Source organism: Chromobacterium alticapitis (assembly GCF_002924365.1).
Lineage (GTDB): Bacteria > Pseudomonadota > Gammaproteobacteria > Burkholderiales > Chromobacteriaceae > Chromobacterium > Chromobacterium alticapitis.
In genome coordinates this window covers 15,994-32,379 of record NZ_PQWB01000189.1, presented here as the reverse complement: position 1 = coordinate 32,379, position 16,386 = coordinate 15,994, and the positions used below count along the sequence as shown (strand labels likewise).

The following is a 16,386-nucleotide window of genomic DNA, read 5'->3' as shown; positions in this document are numbered from 1 at the left end:
CGGAAACATGGCCGCCGCGGCTGCGTGGCGATTACTGGAAGTCGATCAGCGATTGACCAGTCATCTCGGCCGGTTGTTCCAGGCCCATCATGGCCAGCAGCGATGGCGAGATGTCGCGCAGCGAGCCGCCGGCGCGAATCTTGGCCTGACGGCCGATGTACAGGAAGGGCACTTGGTTGGTGGTGTGCTGGGTGTGCGGCTGGTGATGCTCGCCGTCGTACATCTGTTCGCAGTTGCCGTGGTCGGCGGTGATCAGCACCTCGCCGCCTGCGGCCAGCATGGCTTCCACGCAGCGCTCGACGCAGCCGTCCAGCGCTTCCACGGCTTTCACGGCGGCATCGAATATGCCGCTGTGGCCCACCATGTCGCCGTTGGCGTAATTGCAGAAGATGGCTTGGTACTGGCCGGACTGGATGGCCGCGACGATTTTGTCGGTCACTTCGCCGGCGCTCATTTCCGGCTGCAAGTCATAAGTGGCCACCTTGGGCGACGGCACCAGGATGCGGTCTTCGCCCGGGTACACCTGTTCCTCGCCGCCGTTGAAGAAGTAGGTGACGTGCGGGTACTTCTCGGTTTCGGCGATCCGAAGCTGCTTCATGCCCTGGGCCGACAGATATTCGCCCATGCCGTTGCTGATCTTTTGCGGCGCGTAAGCCACCGGCAGCGCCGAGTAAGCTTCGCCATAGGAGGTCAGGGTGGCGTAGCAGCCGAACTTGGGCTGGCGCGCTTGGAAGCCGTCGAAGGCCGGGTCGGTCAGCGCGGTGGTCAGCTGGCGGGCGCGGTCGGCGCGGAAGTTCATGAAGATCACCGCGTCGCCGTCCTGCATCTTCACCGGCGCGCCTATGCCGGTGGCTTTGACGAATTCGTCGTTCTCGTCGCGGGCATAGGCGGCTTGCAGCGCTTCCAGGCCGGTTTCGGCGTGGAACAGGCCTTCACCCTCCACCAGCAGGCGATAGGCGGGCTCGACGCGCTCCCAGCGCTTGTCGCGGTCCATGGCCCAGTAGCGGCCGGTGACGGAGACCAGGCGCGCGTTCGGGCACTCGGCCAGCACGGCGTCCAGCCGTTTCAGATAGGTTTCCGCGCTGCGCGGCGGCGTATCGCGGCCGTCGAGGAAGGCGTGGACGTAGATCTTGGGCACGCCGGCGGCCTGGGCGGCGCGGATCAGCGCATGGATGTGGTTCTCGTGGCTATGCACACCCCCGTCGGATAGCAGGCCGAACACATGCAAGGCCGAGCCTTGAGCTTTGCTCATGGCTTGTTGCAGCGTGTCATTCGAAGCGAAGCGGCCATCCTCGATGTCGCAATCGATGCGGCTGATGTCCTGCTGGACGATGCGGCCGGCGCCGATGTTCAGGTGGCCCACCTCGGAGTTGCCAAACTGGCCGGAGGGCAGTCCGACAAAGTTTTCCGAAGCATTGATGGTGCCATACGCGTACTGCTGGCGCAGGCGGTTCCAGTTGGGCATGTCGGCGTGCAGGATGGCGTTGTCGTCGCCTTCCGTGCGGTGGCCGAAGCCGTCGAGGATTAATAGCAACACCGGGGTGGTTGATTTCATGGCATTCGCATTCAGAATATTAGAAAACCTTGATAGTATCGAATTTTGCCGATACTATTGTCACGCAGTCAAATCAATAAAATTCGAGCTACATTAGGAGAAAAGCTTTGCTGTTCAACGACGACCAGATCGAGCAGACCTCGCGGGCGATGAAGGCCATGTCGCACCCGCTGCGTCTGAAGATCATATCGGTGCTGGAAGACCGGGAAGTGAGCGTGCAAGACATTGTCGAGCAGGTTGGCACTTCCCAGAGCAATATTTCCCAGCACCTCGCCATTATGCGGGACAAGGGCGTTTTGCGCACGCGCAAGGACGCCAATCGCGTGTTCTATCGCGTGGGCGACATCCGCACGCTGGAAGTGCTGAAGATGATGCGCGAAGTGTTCTGCGGTTTCGGGGAGTGATCGCCGGCCGCTGAGAGCCAAGAAAAAAAGCCGCTAGCGCGGCTTTTTTCGCATGCGGGCCGCGCGTCAGCGCCGATCCGGCTTTTTGCGGACGTACAGCGTCTTGTGCACGGCGGCCACCAGCTCGTCGTCGGCGTCGCGGATTTCCACCGTCATTTCCGGCAGATGCTTGTCGCCGGCCGCGGTCTGCGCGCGGATTTCGGCCAGTTGCTCGTCCGTGAGGCGGAACATGGCCCTGACCATGCCGCGGCCGGGTTTGATGTAGTCGATGCGGCCGGCCTTGTCCCATACGTAGTAGTCATTGCCGAGCTGGCGCAGCAGCATCAGCATGTAGAATGGGTCCGTCATCGCGTACAGACTGCCGCCGAAATGGGTGCCGACGTAATTGCGGTTGCCGACGCCGAGCTTCAGCCTCACCTCGGCCTGGCGGAAGTCCGGCGACAGCTTGTGCACGCGGATGCCGGCGCCGAGGAAGGGGGGCCACAGATTGAACAGCAGCTTGATCAGCCAGATGGGTAGGTTCATGTTTCATTCAAACGATTGTTTGGATGCTTCATCGTCGGCAATGGTTTGATCCTTGTCAATGCTGGCATGGCGCGGGTCGCTGGATGACGTGAAATTTATCCACAACAATCGCGGAATAACCTTGTGGATAAGTTGTGGAATACGCCGATGGGCAGGCCTTTTGGCTGGGCATGCCCAAAAAAGCGGCAATGCTGGGGAATTTTCCGGCTTTAAGGTTGCCTCACGCCGTTTGAGGTAATAAAGTCTTACGTTTGTATTGATTACGGAGAGCGCTTCGTGTGGGCTATCGTTGAAGCGGCCGGTTGGCCGATCTGGACCATTATCGCCGCTTCGGTGGTTTCGCTGGCCATCATTCTGGAGCGCCTGTTCACCTTGCGGCGCGGCGCGGTGGTGCCGGTTGGCCTGCTGGCGCAGACGCTGCAGGAATACCGCCGCGTGGGCGATCGCGACGATCTGCTGCAGAAGCTGCAGCAGCATTCGCCGTTGGGCCGTTTGTTCGCAGCCGGCCTGCGCAATGTCCATGGCAGCCGCGAGGTGATGAAGGAGTCCATCGAAGACGAGGGCCGCCAGGTGGCGTATCAGCTGGAGCGCCTGCTGACCTCGCTCGGCACCATCGCCGCCATGGCCCCGCTGTTGGGCCTCTTGGGCACCGTGATCGGCATGATAGAAATCTTCGGCTCCCAAAACGGCAACGGCGCCAATCCGCAGCAGCTCGCGCACGGCATTTCGGTCGCGCTGTACAACACCGCCTTCGGCCTGATCGTGGCCATTCCCAGCATGATGTTCTACCGCTACTTCCGCTCCAAGGTGGATGGCCTGTTGGTGGAGATGGAAGCGCAGGCCATCAAGCTGGTGGAAGTGGTGCACGGCGAGCGCAAGAACGGGAGCTGAGCATGAATTTTCGTCGCGGACGCGGCCGGGACGAGCCGGAGATCAATTTCATTCCCTTGATCGACGTGCTGCTGGTGATCCTGATTTTCCTGATGGTCACCACCACTTATTCCCATTTTTCCGAACTGAAGATCAATCTGCCTAGCGCCCAGGGCGAGCAGCAGAAGAACAAGACCACCGAGATCAACGTCGCGGTGGCGGCGGACGGCGCGATGGCGGTGGGCGACGCCAGGCTGGCCGGCGGCGACAAGGCCGGGCTGGTTGCCAGGCTGAAGGCTGCGGCCTCCGGCAAGAGCGACGTGGTGGTGGTGGTCAACGCCGACGCCAAGTCCACCCACCAATCTGTGATCACCGTAATGGAGGCCGCGCGCGAGGCCGGCCTGTCACAATTGACCTTCGCCACCCAGAACCTGCAATAAGCCTGGAGCGGCATGAATCTGATTGAACAACACTGGTATCGGCCGCGAGGCTGGTTGACAGCCCTTCTGGCTCCGCTGGAAGGGCTTTTTGCCTTGCTGGCGGCGCTGCGCCGGCAGGCCTTCCGCCTCGGTTGGAAAAAGAGCGAGCGGCTGCCGGTCCCGGTGGCCGTGATAGGCAATATCAATGTCGGCGGCGTCGGCAAGACGCCGCTGACGCTGGCGCTGCTGGAGGGCTTCGCCGCGCGCGGCGTCAAGGTGGGCGTGATCAGCCGCGGTTATGGCGGCAAGGCGGACGCGCCGACCGAGGCGAGGCGGGACAGCGATCCCGCCCTGGTGGGCGACGAACCGCTGCTGTTGGCCGCCGCAGGCGCTCCGGTGGTGGTGGGGCGGGACCGCGTGGCCGCAGGCCGCCATCTGCTGGCCCTGCATCCGGAGGTCCAGCTGATACTCAGCGATGACGGCCTGCAGCATTACCGGCTGGCGCGCGACCTGGAAATCGCAGTGCTGGATGGACGGCGCGGCCTGGGCAATGGCCGTCTGCTGCCCAACGGCCCTCTGCGCGAGCCGGCTTCCCGCTTGAGCAGCGTGGACGCCGTGGTGGTCAACGGGACGGGGGCCAATCTCGCGCTGCCGGCGCGCCTGCAGCGCTTCGCCATGACGCTGAGCCCTGGCCTATGCCATGCGCTGGACGACGCCTCGCGCACGCGCCGCGCGGCGGATTTTGCCGGGTTGCGGGTGGCCGCGCTGGCCGGCATCGGCCATCCGCAGCGCTTTTTCGACACGCTGGCAGGGATGGGCGTGGCGGTGGAGCGCCGGCTGTCCTTCCCCGATCACCATCCTTTCTCGGCCGCGGACATCCCCGCCGACGCCGACGCGGTGATCGTCACCAGCAAGGACGCGGTCAAGCTCGCTCGCGCGCTTCATGACGCGGCGCAGCGTGCTAGACTATGGGTTTTGCCGGTTCAGGCTACGCTGGCGCCTGATCTGTGCGACTGGATACTAGCCCGCTTGAAGATGGAACATGGACGCTAAATTTCTGGAAATCCTGGTATGCCCGCTGTGCAAGGGCCCGCTGGTGTTCGACAAGAGCAAGGACGAACTGATCTGCAAGGGCGACCGCCTGGCCTTCCCGATCAAGGACGGCATCCCGATGATGCTGGAGAGCGAGGCGCGCGAGCTGCCGCCGGAAGAAGAAGTCCAATGAATGAGTTCGTGGTGGTGATCCCGGCGCGGCTGGCGTCCAGCCGCCTGCCGGGCAAGCCGCTGGCCGACATCGCCGGCAAGCCCATGGTGGCTCGCGTGGTCGAGCAGGCGGCGAAGAGCCGCGCAGCCCGCGTCGTGGTGGCGACTGACCACGCCGATATTCTGGCCGCTTGCGCCGAGCATGGCGTGGAGGCGGTGCTGACCCGCGCGGACCATGCCAGCGGCACCGACCGTCTGGCCGAAGTGGCGGAGTCGCTGCAACTGGCCGACGACGCCATCGTGATCAATGTGCAGGGCGATGAGCCGCTGATCGCGCCCGCGCTGATAGACCAATTGGCTGATCTGCTGGCGCAGGTCGAAGCTCCGGTGGCGACGCTGGCGCACGCGCTGCATGACGCCGCCGACCATTTCAATCCCAATGTGGTGAAAGTGGTCTTGGACAAGCATGGCCGCGCGCTGTATTTCAGCCGCGCGCCGATCCCGTATGCGCGCGACGGCTACGCGTCGGACCGCTCGACGCTGCCGGCGGGCCTGCCGGTCTACCGCCACATCGGCATGTACGGCTATCGCGCCGGTTTCCTGAAAACCTACGCCGGCCTGGAGGCTTCGCCGCTGGAGCAATACGAGGCGCTGGAACAATTGCGCGTACTCTGGCATGGTTACAGCATGATTGTGGCGTTGGCGAGCGAGGCGCCCGCCGCGGGGGTGGACACGCCGGAAGACCTGGAACGGGTGCGTCGGCTGTTTGCGCGATGAACAAATACAATTAAATCGAAACAGACTGGAGTCAAACACATGCGATTGATCCTGTTGGGCGCGCCGGGCGCCGGCAAAGGCACTCAAGCCAACTACATCCGCGAAAAATTCGGCATTCCGCAAATCTCCACCGGCGACATGCTGCGCGCCGCGGTGAAGGCGGGCACGCCGCTGGGTCTGGAAGCCAAGGCCATCATGGATGCGGGCGGCCTGGTCCGCGACGACATCATCATCGGCCTGGTCAAGGAACGCATCGCTCAAGGCGATTGCGCCAACGGCTTCCTGTTTGACGGCTTCCCGCGCACCATCCCGCAAGCCGAGGCGATGATCGCCGCCGGCGTGGACATCGACTACGTAGTGGAAATCGACGTGCCGGATGAGGCCATCGTCGACCGCATGGCGGGCCGCCGCGTCCACGTGGCTTCCGGCCGCACCTACCATGTCAAGTACAATCCGCCCAAGGCGGAAGGCAAGGACGACGAGACCGGCGAAGCGCTGATCCAGCGCGACGACGACAAGGCCGAAACCGTCATGAAGCGTCTGGCTGTCTATCACGAGCAAACCGAAGTGCTGGTGGGCTTCTACGGCAAGCTGGCAGCCGGCGGCAGCGACAAGGCGCCGAAGTATGTGAAGATCGACGGCACCCGCGCGGTGGAAACCGTGCGCGACGACGTGCTGAAGGCGCTGGGCGCCTGATCCGGATCGCATCCGGCCAGCGAGCGGGCCATCGGCCCGCTTTTTGTTTGCGCCAACCGCTGGTTTTGCCGCGGCCGAAGGCGGACAATGGAACCCTGAGGAGCCGCAAGGGTTCCAATTGTTTTATCTGATCGAGCCGGCTGGAAGCCGGCCAAGGAAAAATAAAATCATGTATCGCGGGGAACGTTTCAACGGCTATTCCCATCTGGCCGGCACGGTGCTGGCGATAGTCGGTCTGGTGGTACTGGTGGTCGAGGCGGCGATGCAGCGCGATCCATGGAAAATCGTCAGCTTCAGCCTGTACGGCGGCACGCTGGTCACGCTCTATCTGGTGTCCACGCTGTATCACAGCTTCAAGGGGAAGGCCAAGGCCATCCTGCAGAAGTGCGACCATTCGGCCATCTATCTGCTGATCGCCGGCAGTTACACGCCGTTCGCGCTGGTGACGCTGCGCGGCGCCTGGGGCTGGACGCTGTTCGGCCTGAGCTGGGGGCTGGCCTTGTTCGGCATCGTGCAGGAACTGACGCTGGGGCGGCGCACCCGCGTGTTGTCCATGATCCTGTACGTGGCGATGGGCTGGCTGGTGCTGATCGCGATCAATCCGCTGATCGAAGCGCTGGCGCCGGGCGGCCTGTTCTGGCTGGCGCTGGGCGGCATGCTGTACAGCGTGGGCATCTACTGGTTTCTCAACGACGAGAAGATACGCCACGGCCACGGCATCTGGCATCTGTTCGTGCTGGGCGGTAGCATCTGCCAGTATCTGTGCGTGCTGAACTACGTGGCCTGACGCGGGCGGCGCGATGAAAAGCGAAACGGCAGCCATGGGCTGCCGTTTGCGTTTGCTACGGGGGACTATTCGCCGAACTTGACCGGCAGTCTGTCCTCATCCACCAGCAGGCTCAGCGCCTCGACCACCAACGGGTCGAACTGGCTGCCGGCGCGGCCCTTGATGTATTGCATGGTGTCTTCCAGTTTCCATGGCTCCTTGTACGGCCGCTTGTTCATCAGCGCGTCGAATACGTCCACCACCGCCACGATGCGCGCGGACAGCGGAATATTCTGGCCCAGCAGCTTGCCGGGGTAGCCGTTGCCGTCGAAGTGCTCGTGGTGGCCGCCGGCGATCTCCGAGCCCAGCGACAGATAGCTGGTGCCCTCCACCATCTGGGCCGACTTGGCCAGGATGTGCGCGCCTATCGAGGCGTGCTGCTCCATGATGGCGCGCTCCTCAGGGTCCAGCTTGCCGGGTTTGAGCAGGATATGGTCCGGCGTCGCCACTTTGCCGATATCGTGCAGAATGCTGGCCATGCCCACCATGTCCAGGAACTCGCGGCTCATCTGCTCCGGGTAGTCGTTGCGCATCAGCATTTCCTGGGCGATGGCGTCGGTCAGCTTCTGCACGCGCAACACGTGGTCGCCGGTGTCGGTATCGCGGAATTCCGCCAGGTCCGCCAGCGCCACCACAGTCGCCTCCTGGGCGCTGCGCAGTTGGTGGTACAGGTAGAGATTGTCGTAGGCGGCGGAAATGCGCTGGCAGAACACATCCAGCAGATCGCATTCCACCGTGTCCAGCGGCCATTGCGGCATGAAGTGCACGGCGAACTCGCGCCGGTTGCGCGAGGCAATGTACAGCACGTCATATGGGTGCTGGTAGATGCTGCGCTTCTCCTTGAATACCTGCATGATCACCGACTCCAGCTTGGGCTCGCTGGATAGGTCGCCTTTTTCCGCCAGGTATTCGTAGGAGCCGGAAACGGCCAGGATTTCCAGCTCCGGCCTGCCGCTGTGGTTTTCATTGCGCACGCATAGAATGCCGTCGGTGCCGATGTCGAGCAGGGCGCTGATCTGGCGCAGCACGCCGGAGGCGAATTCGCGCAGCGAGTGCAGCTGGTACAGGTCGGACGCGCTTTCCAGGATCTTGGCCAGACCCTGGCGGTTCTTCTCCAGCGACACCATGTTCTCGTAGGCGCGCAGCGAGGCGATGGTGGTGGTGAACAGCTTTTGCGTGGTCAGCTCGGTCTTGGTCTTGTAGTCGTTGATGTCGTAGTTGAGGATGACTTCCTGTTCCGGCGCCTGGCCGGGCTGGCCGGTGCGCAGCACGATGCGCACCACGCCGTTGTTCAGTTCCTCGCGGATGCGGTGCACCAGCCTCAGGCCGGCGTCCTCGCTCTCCATCACCACGTCCAGCATGATCAGGGCGATGTCGTTATGCTGCCGCAACATCTGGAAGGCCTCGGCGCCGCTGTAAGCGCTCAAGAGTTCCAGCGGACGCTCCTTGTAGCTGATGCCGCGCAGGGCGATGCGGGTGGCGGTGTGGACGTCGCGCTCGTCGTCCACGATCAGCACTTTCCACGGCTTGCGCAGCTCGGAGGGGCGGACCGCGTTGTCGTCGCTATCGTCCAGCAGCCAGTTGTCTTCGTCGGGAGGCAGGATTTTGCTGCTCATGCCACGTTCTCCTTATGCTGGACGGTCGGCGCGATGCAGGGCATGTCCAGCTTGAAGCGGGTGCCTTGCCCCAGTTCGCTGTGAACGTCGATATTGCCGCCCAATCGCTGCCGCACGATGTTGTAGACGATGTTCAAACCCAGGCCGCTGCCGCCGCTGCCGCGGCGCGTGGTGAAAAATGGGTCGAAGATTCGCCCCAGATTTTCCGCCGCGATGCCTTTGCCGTTGTCGCTGACGCTCAGCGACACATGCTGGTCGTCGTTGCGATGGGCTTCAATCACGATGGTGCCAGCAATCTCGCCGCTTTCATAGCCGTGTATCAGGGCGTTGACCACCAGATTGGTCAGCACCTGGGCCAGCGCGCCGGGATAGCTGTCCAACAGAATATCCTCCTCGCATTGGATGTCGATTCCGACCTTGGTGTGCTTGAAGCGCGGCTTCAGGCTGGTGATCACCTCGTTCAGATAATCGTGCAGGTGGAAGCTGCGCCGCGCCTCGCTGGTCTGGTCCACGGCCACTTGCTTGAAGCTGTGGATCAGATTGGCGGCGCGTTCGGAGTTGGACAGGATCAGCTCGCAGCACTCCTGGGCGGTTTCCAGATAGCTCTGGAAGTCGCTTTTCTTGACGTTGCCGCTCCCCAGTTTGCCGGTAATGTGCGAGGTGGCGGTGCCCAGGTGGGACGCGGCGGTCAAGGTGATGCCGACCGGCGTGTTGATTTCGTGGGCGACGCCGGCGACCAGGCTGCCCAGCGAAGCCATTTTCTCGGCTTCCACCAGCGTTTCCTGGGTGGCGATCAGCTGGCTGTAGGCCTGCTGGGCTTTTTCCTTTTCCTCGCGCGCGATCGCCTCGGCCGCCGTCCGCTTCACCAGGTCGGCGGCGGTGCGCGCCACGATGCGGTTGAAGCCGTTGACGATGCCGCCGATTTCGTCGTCCGCCAGGTGGGTGATCTGGGCCCCGCTGGCGTCCGGGGCGCGGATCGCGGTGTTCAGCGCCTGCTGCAGCCTGGCCAGCGGTTGGAAAATGAAGCGCTGCAGATTGAACGACATGATGAAGAAGATCATGCCGTCCAGCAGCACGATCTGCGCGATGATGGTGATCAGGTGCTGGTTTTCGCGCGCGCGCAAGGCGTCGTGCGACAGGTAAACCGTAGCGGTGCCCAGGTGCTCCTTGCCCTGGTAGATGATGGGAATGCTAAGCACGTCGTCCGCCTTGGGATGCTCATTGGGCAACATGTCGCGCAGATTGCCGTTGCCGTCTCGGGTGCGGCCCAGATTCAGGCCGCTTTCGCCCTTGACGTTGATGGCGATCACCGACGGCCAGCTCAACTCGCTGTCCAGCGCCAGCCGCACGTTTTCATCGTCCAGCTGCCAGATGCCGTGAGGCAGCGACAGCGACAGGCGGGAGCGCACGGCGGTGCGCTGGGTCTGGAAGTCGCTCTGGTCTATCCCGTAGTCGTGTAGGTAGAAATACAGCCCGGTGCTGCCCAGAATGGCGGTGATCCAGGCCATCAGCCATAGCATTAACCTTGTCTTGATGCTTTTCATGGTGCCTGTTTAGTCATGCCCTCAAAGTCAATCGTAGGCAGAGCGAGCGCGAATTGCCATGCGCGATCGCGCCGCTTGCCGGGAATCAGTCCTTGCCTGCGGCCAGTCGAGCTTGGCTGCCTCGGCCCCGCGGCAGTTTCTGCGCCGCCAGTCCGCCCAGGATCAGCGCCAGTCCTAACAGGGTGGACGGCAGGATGGCTTCGCCGACGATCAGATGGATCAGCAGCAGCGAAACCAGCGGCGACAAGAAGATCAGGTTGGCGATGCTGGCGGTGCTGCGCGTCAGCTTCATCGCAGACAGCCACAGCACGAAGGTGAAACCCATTTCCAGCGCGCCGACGTAGGCTGCGCCGGCCAGGCCTTGCCAGGCCGGCAGCGCCAACTGGCCGTGCCAGGCGCACCAGGCCAGGCTCAGCGGCAGGCTGCAGGCGAAGTTCAGCGTCAGGCCCAGCACCGGCTCGCGCGCGTCGCGCGTGTTGAAAATCCAGTAGCCGGCCCACAGCAGGGTCGAGGCCAGCGCCAGCAGCACGCCCTGTTGATTGGAGAAGTGCAGTTCCAGCAACTGGCCGCGGGTGCCGATGACCAGCACCCCGAGATAGCAGATCAGCGCCGCCGTGGCGTCTTGCAGCCGCAGCTTTTGCTTCAGCAGCGGCACGGCCAGCAGCGTCATGGTCAGCGCCCAGGTGTAGTTGATCGCTTGCGCCTCCTGCGCCGGCAGCAGCGAATACGCTTCGAACAGCACGAGATAGTAGATGAAGGGGTTGACGGCGCCGAACAGCAGCGAAGCCTTCCAGTGCGCGCGAAAGGCGGCGATCAGCTCGGACAGCCGGCCTTGCCAGGCCAGGATGGACAGCAGACAGAGCAGGGAGGCGAGGCTGGCGTACAGCACCAGTTGCATAGGCGACAAGTATTGCAGGCTGAGCTTGAAGGCGCTGGCGACGGTGGACCAAGCCAGCACGGCGCCGAGGCCGAAGGCGTAGGCTTTTTTCTGATTATGGGCGGATGACAAGACGGCTCTCCGGTGTGTGGGCTTGCCGGTCGATGTTAACCACAAACCGCCGTCATCGGCAAAGGCGGCGTTCAGCGCGGCGCGAGCAAGCGATTGGCGACGCGCGCCACTCTTTCCGCCGTGGCGGAGGCGGTCAAGCCTATGGGGCCGCCGGTTTCCCTCTGGTAATCGTCTCCGGCCAGACCGTGCAGATGCGCGGCCAGCGCTGCCGCATCGAAGGCTGGCAGGCCCTGGGCCAGCAGTGCGGCGATCAGGCCGGTCAGTACGTCGCCCTGTCCGGCGGCGGCCAGCATGGGGCCGCCGCTGGCGTTGAGCAGATAGTAGCCGTCCGGACGGGCGATCAGGCTGCCCGCGCCCTTCAGGATGACCACGCAGTTGAAATGCGCGGCCAGGCGCCGCGCGTGCAGGACGCGATCGGCCTGCACGGCGGCGGCATCTGTCCGCAGCAGGCGCGCGGCCTCGGCCGGATGCGGCGTCAATATGGCGGGCCGAGAGCGTTTGGCCAGCCGTTCAGCCAGCGCATGGCGCTGCGCCAGCAGATTCAGCGCGTCGGCGTCCAGCACCAGAGGCTGCGGCTGTGCTAGCGCTTGTTCCAGCAAGGCTTCGGCCGGCTCCTGCAAGCCGAGGCCGGGACCGATGGCGACGACGTCGGCCCGCGGTAGCTCGGCCATCTCATCCAGAGGCCGTATCATCAGCTCCGGCGCGGCCGGATCCACCGGCAGCCTGTCGTCCAGCGGGCACAGGTAGACCTTGCCCGCTCCGCCGTGCAGCGCGCCGCGGCCGGCCAGCAGGATGGCGCCCAGCATGCCGGGCGCGCCGCCTATGATGGACACCGTTCCATAGCTGCCCTTGTGGCTGTCGCGGGCGCGGGCCAGCGGCGAGATGTCCGGCGCGTTGAGCGCGCCTTCGGCCGGCGGGTACAGCTCGGGCGGGCACGCCAGCGCGTCAAGGACGACCTGGCCGGCCAGATCGGCGCCGCGGCCGGTGAGCAGGCCGGGTTTGTGGCACAGAAAGGTCAGCGTGGCGTTTGCGCGGAGGGCCGCGCCCAGCGCTTGGCCGGTGTAGGCGTCCAGGCCGCTGGGGCAGTCCAGCGCCAGCTTGGGGCAGGGCAGGGCGTTCAATGCCGCGATCAAGCGCTGCCAGCCATCGTCCAGCGGGCGGGATAGGCCGATGCCGAACAGGCCGTCCATCAGTAGTTGCGGCGGCGGATAGTCCGCTGGCAGCGCTTGCCGGACGGCAAGGCCGGCTTCGTCTATTTGCCTGCGGGCTTCGCGGCAGGCGGCGCTGGCGGGGGGCGCGGGTTGCAGGATGTCTACCCGATAGCCGCGGCCATGCAGCTCGAGCGCGGCGTATAGCGCATCGCCGCCGTTGTTGCCGGGGCCGGCGCAGATCAGCAGCGGGGAGCCGGCGGGCAGCCGCGCGGCGGCCCAGTTGGCGGCGGCCTGCGCCGCGCGTCGCATCAGCCGCAGCCCGGCGGCGTCGGCCGCGCGTTCCAATTGGCGCAAAGCCTCCAGGCTTAGTATCGGGCCGGCATCCATTGTCACTCTCCCCAGCGCGGCGTCAGCGTTTGCGCTATGCCCAGTTGGTCCAGCACGCGCGAGACGACGAAGTCCACCATGTCGTCCACGCTCTGAGGATGAGTATAGAAGCCGGGGGACGGCGGCAGGATCACTACGCCCAGTCGCGCCAGCTCCAGCATGTTTTCCAGATGGATGGGCGACAGCGGCGTTTCTCGCGGCACCAGCACCAGCTTGCGCTGCTCCTTGATGCAGACGTCGGCGGCGCGTTCGATCAGATTGTCGCTCATGCCGTGGCGAATGGCCGCCAGCGTGCCCATCGAGCATGGGCAGACCGCCATGGCGTCGGGCGGATTGGAGCCGGAGGCGGCCGGCGCGAACCATTCCTCGCGGCCGTAGACTTCGAGCAGATCCGGCGCGGCCGGGTAGCGTTGCAGCAGCCAGGCTTTCATCTCGGCGGGGCGCGACGGCAGCGTCAGCGCCATTTCCTGCTTGGCGACGATTTGCGCGGCTTGGGAGTAGAGCACCCAGACGCGGACGCCGGCGGCGAGCAGGGCCTCGATCAGGCGCAGGCCATAGGGCAGGCCGGAGGCGCCGGTCAGCGCGACGGTAATGGTTTTGCGGCGGGACATCGGACGGTCTCCAGGGGCGGGCGATCGTCGCCCGCGCGCCCTGTTCAGTAGTCGGGATAGAGCTGGCGGTGGCGCACCAGCACTTGCTTGTCGGCGAAGGCCCGGGCCAGGTTCTCGATGATGAATACCGAGCGGTGCTGGCCGCCGGTGCAGCCGACGGCAACCGTCAGATAGCTGCGGTTTTCCTTGGCGTAGCACGGCAGCCATTTGGCGATCAGCGCCTGGATGTCGGCGATCATCTCGGCCACGTCGGCGTGCTGGGCGAAGAAATCCACGATGGGCTGGTCGCGGCCGCTCAGCGGGCGCAGCAGCGGGTCGTAATACGGATTGGGCAGGCAGCGCGCGTCGAAGACGAAGTCCGCGTCCTGCGGCACGCCGTGCTTGAAGCCGAAGGACTGGAAGATCAGCGTCAGACGGCTGCTGTCGGCGTCCACCAGCTCCCGCACCCAACTGCGCAGCGCATTGGCCGATAGTTCGCTGGTGTCGATGCGAGTGCCCAGCTCCGGAATGTCGCCCAGCATTTCCTGTTCGACCTGTATGGCTTCTTCCACCGTGATGCCGGCGCCGGACAAGGGGTGGCGGCGGCGGGTTTCGGAGAAGCGCTTGACCAGCGTTTCCGGCCGGGCTTCCAGATACAGCAGCCGCACATCCATGCCCTGGCCGCGCAACTGTTGCACCACATGCGGCAGCGCGCCCAGCGAGGGGCCGGAGCGGGTGTCCACGCTGATGGCGATGTCCTGGTAGCCGAACTCCTCGTACATGGCCATCGCTTCCGGCAGCATGGTCGCGGGTAGGTTGTCCACGCAGTAGAAGCCGTAATCTTCCAGCGCGCGCAGAGCGATGGATTTGCCGGAGCCGGACAGGCCGCTAATCAATATCAGGCGCATTTTCCTGGTCTCGCAAGAAATTGGTGTGTCGTTCGATGAATTCGCGCGTGCTGTCTATGCCTCTGAGCTGCAGGATGTAGTTGCGCACGGCAGCCTCAACCAGCACGGCGAGGTTGCGGCCGGCGGCGACGGGCAGCACTACCTTGCGTACGGTGACGCCGATGATTTCCTGCGTTTCGGACTGGATGTTGAGCCGGTCCAGCGCCTGCATGGCCTGGTCGTTGGCCTTGACCAGGTGGATGATCAGCTTCAGCACTTTCTTGGGGCGGACGGCGGTTTCGCCGAAGATGGTGCGGATGTTCAGAATGCCCAGGCCGCGCACTTCCAGGAAGTCCCGCAGCAGCGGCGGGCAGCGGCCTTCCAGCGTGTCGGGGCCGATGCGGTACAGCTCGACGGCGTCGTCCGCCACCATGCCGTGGCCGCGCGAAATCAGTTCCAGTGCGAGCTCGCTCTTGCCCATGGCCGAGTCGCCCATGATCAGCACGCCGATTTCGAATACGTCGAGAAACACCCCATGCAGCACGGTGGACACCGCCAGCGCCCGCGCCAGATAGATGCGCAGCACGTCCATCAAATAGGGGCTTTCCAGCGTGCTGGTCATCAGCGGCACATTGTGGCTGTGGCAGTAGTCGCGCAGCAGCCGCGGCACGGGCTGGTTGTTGGCCACCACCACCACCGACATGCTCTTGTGGAACAGCTGGTCCAGCGCGGTCTTGGCCGCGGACTGCTCCAGCTTGTTCAAGTAGTCCACTTCGGCCAGGCCCAGCACCTGCACCCGGTTGGGGTGGATGAAGTTCAAGTGGCCCACCAGCGCCAGGGTGGGGCGCTGGTCATCGTTGCCGATGACATTGTCCGAGCCGCCGGTGCCGGCGACCCAGGTCAGGTTCAGCTTCTGCTGGTTCTCCTGATACAGGCGGCGTACGGTGATGCTAGGCATTGGGGGTCCAATCGCAGAGCTGCTGGTAGAGTTCGTCGCGCAGCGAAGCGCCCAGCATTTTCTCGCGCATCTGGCGGCTGGAGAACAGCTGCGCCAGTTCCGATAGAACCTGCAGGTGCAGATCGGTGGCGTGCTCCGGCACCAGTAGCACGAACAGACACTGCACCGGCTTGCCGTCAGGCGCGTCGAACGGGATCGGCGCCTTCAGCCGGATGAACACGCCGGTAGCCTCCTTCAGACCGCGCGCGCGGCCGTGCGGTATGGCCACGCCCTGGCCCAGGCCGGTGGAGCCCAGCTTCTCGCGGCTGAACAGGCTGTCGAAGATTTCGCTGCGGGCGATGCCGCGGGTGTTTTCCACGAGAAGCCCAACCTGCTCGAATACCCGCTTCTTGCTGGAGACGTCCAGATCCAGCAATACATGGTCCGGAGTCAGTATCTTGCCGATGAGATTCATATTGGATTATGCATGCGGCTCTTTGATAAACCCGGAATTCTACGTTGCCTTGATAGTACTGAAAACCGGCAAGCGCAAAGAAAAACGGGAACCGTCCGGTTCCCGTTGTTTTCAGCGTCGCGTCACAGCGAGGTTTGCGAAACTTCGCCGGAGCTTTGCGCGCGATGCTCGGTCTGCTTTTCCTTGTGCTTCAGCACTTGGCGGTCCAGCTTGTCCATCAGCAGGTCGATGGCGGCGTAGAGATCGGCCTCGGTCGCTTCGATGTGGATGTCCTTGCCGGACAGGTGCACATTGACTTCAGCCTTTTGAACCAGTTTGTCCACAGACAGGGTGACGGAGATGTCGATCACGTTGTCGACGTGGCGGGTAATGCGCTCCAGTTTGTTTTCGATGTATTCGCGCAGCGACGGAGTGACTTCCAGGTGCAGGCCAGTTACTTTGAGGTTCATACCCTAGCTCCTTCTGGTGTTGACCGCCCGGGCGGGTTGTCGGGCGGCATGTATTCTTGTCGTCGG

19 protein-coding genes are annotated in these 16,386 nt (G+C 64.0%); 8 read left to right on the top strand and 11 right to left on the bottom strand.

The window, feature by feature from the left end; genetic code table 11:
• Positions 1–31 precede the first annotated feature (31 nt).
• Positions 32–1,555 carry a 2,3-bisphosphoglycerate-independent phosphoglycerate mutase gene (gene gpmI, locus C2I19_RS21080; RefSeq protein WP_103904532.1) on the bottom strand — a complete coding sequence of 508 codons (1,524 nt, stop codon included), beginning with the start codon at positions 1,553–1,555 and terminating at the stop codon, positions 32–34.
• A 107-nt stretch (positions 1,556–1,662) separates the two neighbouring features.
• Here gpmI and C2I19_RS21075 point away from each other — a divergent pair, with 107 nt between their 5' ends.
• Positions 1,663–1,959: an ArsR/SmtB family transcription factor gene (locus tag C2I19_RS21075; RefSeq protein WP_043620752.1), complete on the top strand. Its 297-nt coding sequence runs from the start codon at positions 1,663–1,665 to the stop codon at positions 1,957–1,959.
• A 66-nt stretch (positions 1,960–2,025) separates the two neighbouring features.
• Here the strand turns inward: C2I19_RS21075 and C2I19_RS21070 are convergent, their stop codons facing one another.
• Positions 2,026–2,484 (bottom strand): DUF4442 domain-containing protein, encoded by a 459-nt coding sequence (locus C2I19_RS21070; RefSeq protein WP_103904531.1) that lies wholly within the window; start codon positions 2,482–2,484, stop codon positions 2,026–2,028.
• Positions 2,485–2,760: 276 nt separating this feature from the next.
• Here C2I19_RS21070 and C2I19_RS21065 point away from each other — a divergent pair, with 276 nt between their 5' ends.
• The 7 genes from C2I19_RS21065 (at position 2,761) to trhA (ending at position 7,236) form a co-directional block, all read left to right on the top strand.
• Positions 2,761–3,375 (top strand): MotA/TolQ/ExbB proton channel family protein, encoded by a 615-nt coding sequence (locus tag C2I19_RS21065; protein WP_103904530.1) that lies wholly within the window; start codon positions 2,761–2,763, stop codon positions 3,373–3,375.
• A gap of 2 nt (positions 3,376–3,377) precedes the next feature.
• Positions 3,378–3,794, top strand: a complete 417-nt coding sequence (locus tag C2I19_RS21060; RefSeq protein ID WP_103904529.1) for an ExbD/TolR family protein — start codon at positions 3,378–3,380, stop codon at positions 3,792–3,794.
• A 12-nt stretch (positions 3,795–3,806) separates the two neighbouring features.
• A complete protein-coding gene (lpxK, locus tag C2I19_RS21055) occupies positions 3,807–4,826 on the top strand; it encodes a tetraacyldisaccharide 4'-kinase (protein ID WP_103904528.1) in 1,020 nt (339 codons plus the stop codon).
• The gene (locus C2I19_RS21050; RefSeq protein WP_103904527.1) at positions 4,816–4,998 is read left to right on the top strand and encodes a Trm112 family protein; all 183 of its coding nucleotides are present in this window, start codon (positions 4,816–4,818) and stop codon (positions 4,996–4,998) included. Before lpxK ends, C2I19_RS21050 begins: the two co-directional genes overlap by 11 nt.
• The gene (kdsB, locus tag C2I19_RS21045) at positions 4,995–5,753 is read left to right on the top strand and encodes a 3-deoxy-manno-octulosonate cytidylyltransferase (RefSeq protein ID WP_103904526.1); all 759 of its coding nucleotides are present in this window, start codon (positions 4,995–4,997) and stop codon (positions 5,751–5,753) included. Before C2I19_RS21050 ends, kdsB begins: the two co-directional genes overlap by 4 nt.
• Positions 5,754–5,792: 39 nt before the next feature.
• The gene (adk, locus tag C2I19_RS21040; RefSeq protein WP_103904525.1) at positions 5,793–6,449 is read left to right on the top strand and encodes an adenylate kinase; all 657 of its coding nucleotides are present in this window, start codon (positions 5,793–5,795) and stop codon (positions 6,447–6,449) included.
• A 169-nt stretch (positions 6,450–6,618) separates the two neighbouring features.
• Positions 6,619–7,236, top strand: coding sequence for a PAQR family membrane homeostasis protein TrhA (gene trhA / locus C2I19_RS21035; protein WP_103904524.1), 618 nt, complete (start codon positions 6,619–6,621; stop codon positions 7,234–7,236).
• Between the two features lie 65 nt (positions 7,237–7,301).
• Here trhA and C2I19_RS21030 read toward each other — a convergent pair whose 3' ends face one another.
• The 9 genes from C2I19_RS21030 to hpf form a co-directional block, all read right to left on the bottom strand.
• Entirely contained in the window at positions 7,302–8,891 is a 1,590-nt protein-coding gene (locus C2I19_RS21030; RefSeq protein ID WP_103904523.1) for a DUF3369 domain-containing protein, read from the bottom strand.
• Positions 8,888–10,411, bottom strand: coding sequence for a sensor histidine kinase (locus C2I19_RS21025; protein ID WP_158253797.1), 1,524 nt, complete (start codon positions 10,409–10,411; stop codon positions 8,888–8,890). Before C2I19_RS21025 ends, C2I19_RS21030 begins: the two co-directional genes overlap by 4 nt.
• A 109-nt stretch (positions 10,412–10,520) precedes the next feature.
• The gene (locus C2I19_RS21020; RefSeq protein ID WP_103904521.1) at positions 10,521–11,444 is read right to left on the bottom strand and encodes a DMT family transporter; all 924 of its coding nucleotides are present in this window, start codon (positions 11,442–11,444) and stop codon (positions 10,521–10,523) included.
• 71 nt (positions 11,445–11,515) lie between these two features.
• Positions 11,516–12,982 (bottom strand): NAD(P)H-hydrate dehydratase, encoded by a 1,467-nt coding sequence (locus C2I19_RS21015; protein WP_103904520.1) that lies wholly within the window; start codon positions 12,980–12,982, stop codon positions 11,516–11,518.
• A 2-nt stretch (positions 12,983–12,984) separates the two neighbouring features.
• The gene (locus tag C2I19_RS21010) at positions 12,985–13,593 is read right to left on the bottom strand and encodes a flavin prenyltransferase UbiX (RefSeq protein WP_103904519.1); all 609 of its coding nucleotides are present in this window, start codon (positions 13,591–13,593) and stop codon (positions 12,985–12,987) included.
• 44 nt (positions 13,594–13,637) lie between these two features.
• Positions 13,638–14,480, bottom strand: coding sequence for an RNase adapter RapZ (gene rapZ / locus C2I19_RS21005; protein WP_103904518.1), 843 nt, complete (start codon positions 14,478–14,480; stop codon positions 13,638–13,640).
• Entirely contained in the window at positions 14,461–15,417 is a 957-nt protein-coding gene (gene hprK, locus C2I19_RS21000; RefSeq protein WP_103904517.1) for an HPr(Ser) kinase/phosphatase, read from the bottom strand. Before hprK ends, rapZ begins: the two co-directional genes overlap by 20 nt.
• Complete coding sequence (ptsN, locus tag C2I19_RS20995; protein ID WP_103904516.1) at positions 15,410–15,871, bottom strand: PTS IIA-like nitrogen regulatory protein PtsN; 462 nt, start codon at positions 15,869–15,871, stop codon at positions 15,410–15,412. The genes hprK and ptsN overlap by 8 nt, the downstream gene beginning before the upstream one ends.
• Before the next feature lie 122 nt (positions 15,872–15,993).
• Entirely contained in the window at positions 15,994–16,320 is a 327-nt protein-coding gene (hpf, locus tag C2I19_RS20990; protein ID WP_103904515.1) for a ribosome hibernation-promoting factor, HPF/YfiA family, read from the bottom strand.
• Positions 16,321–16,386 lie beyond the last annotated feature (66 nt).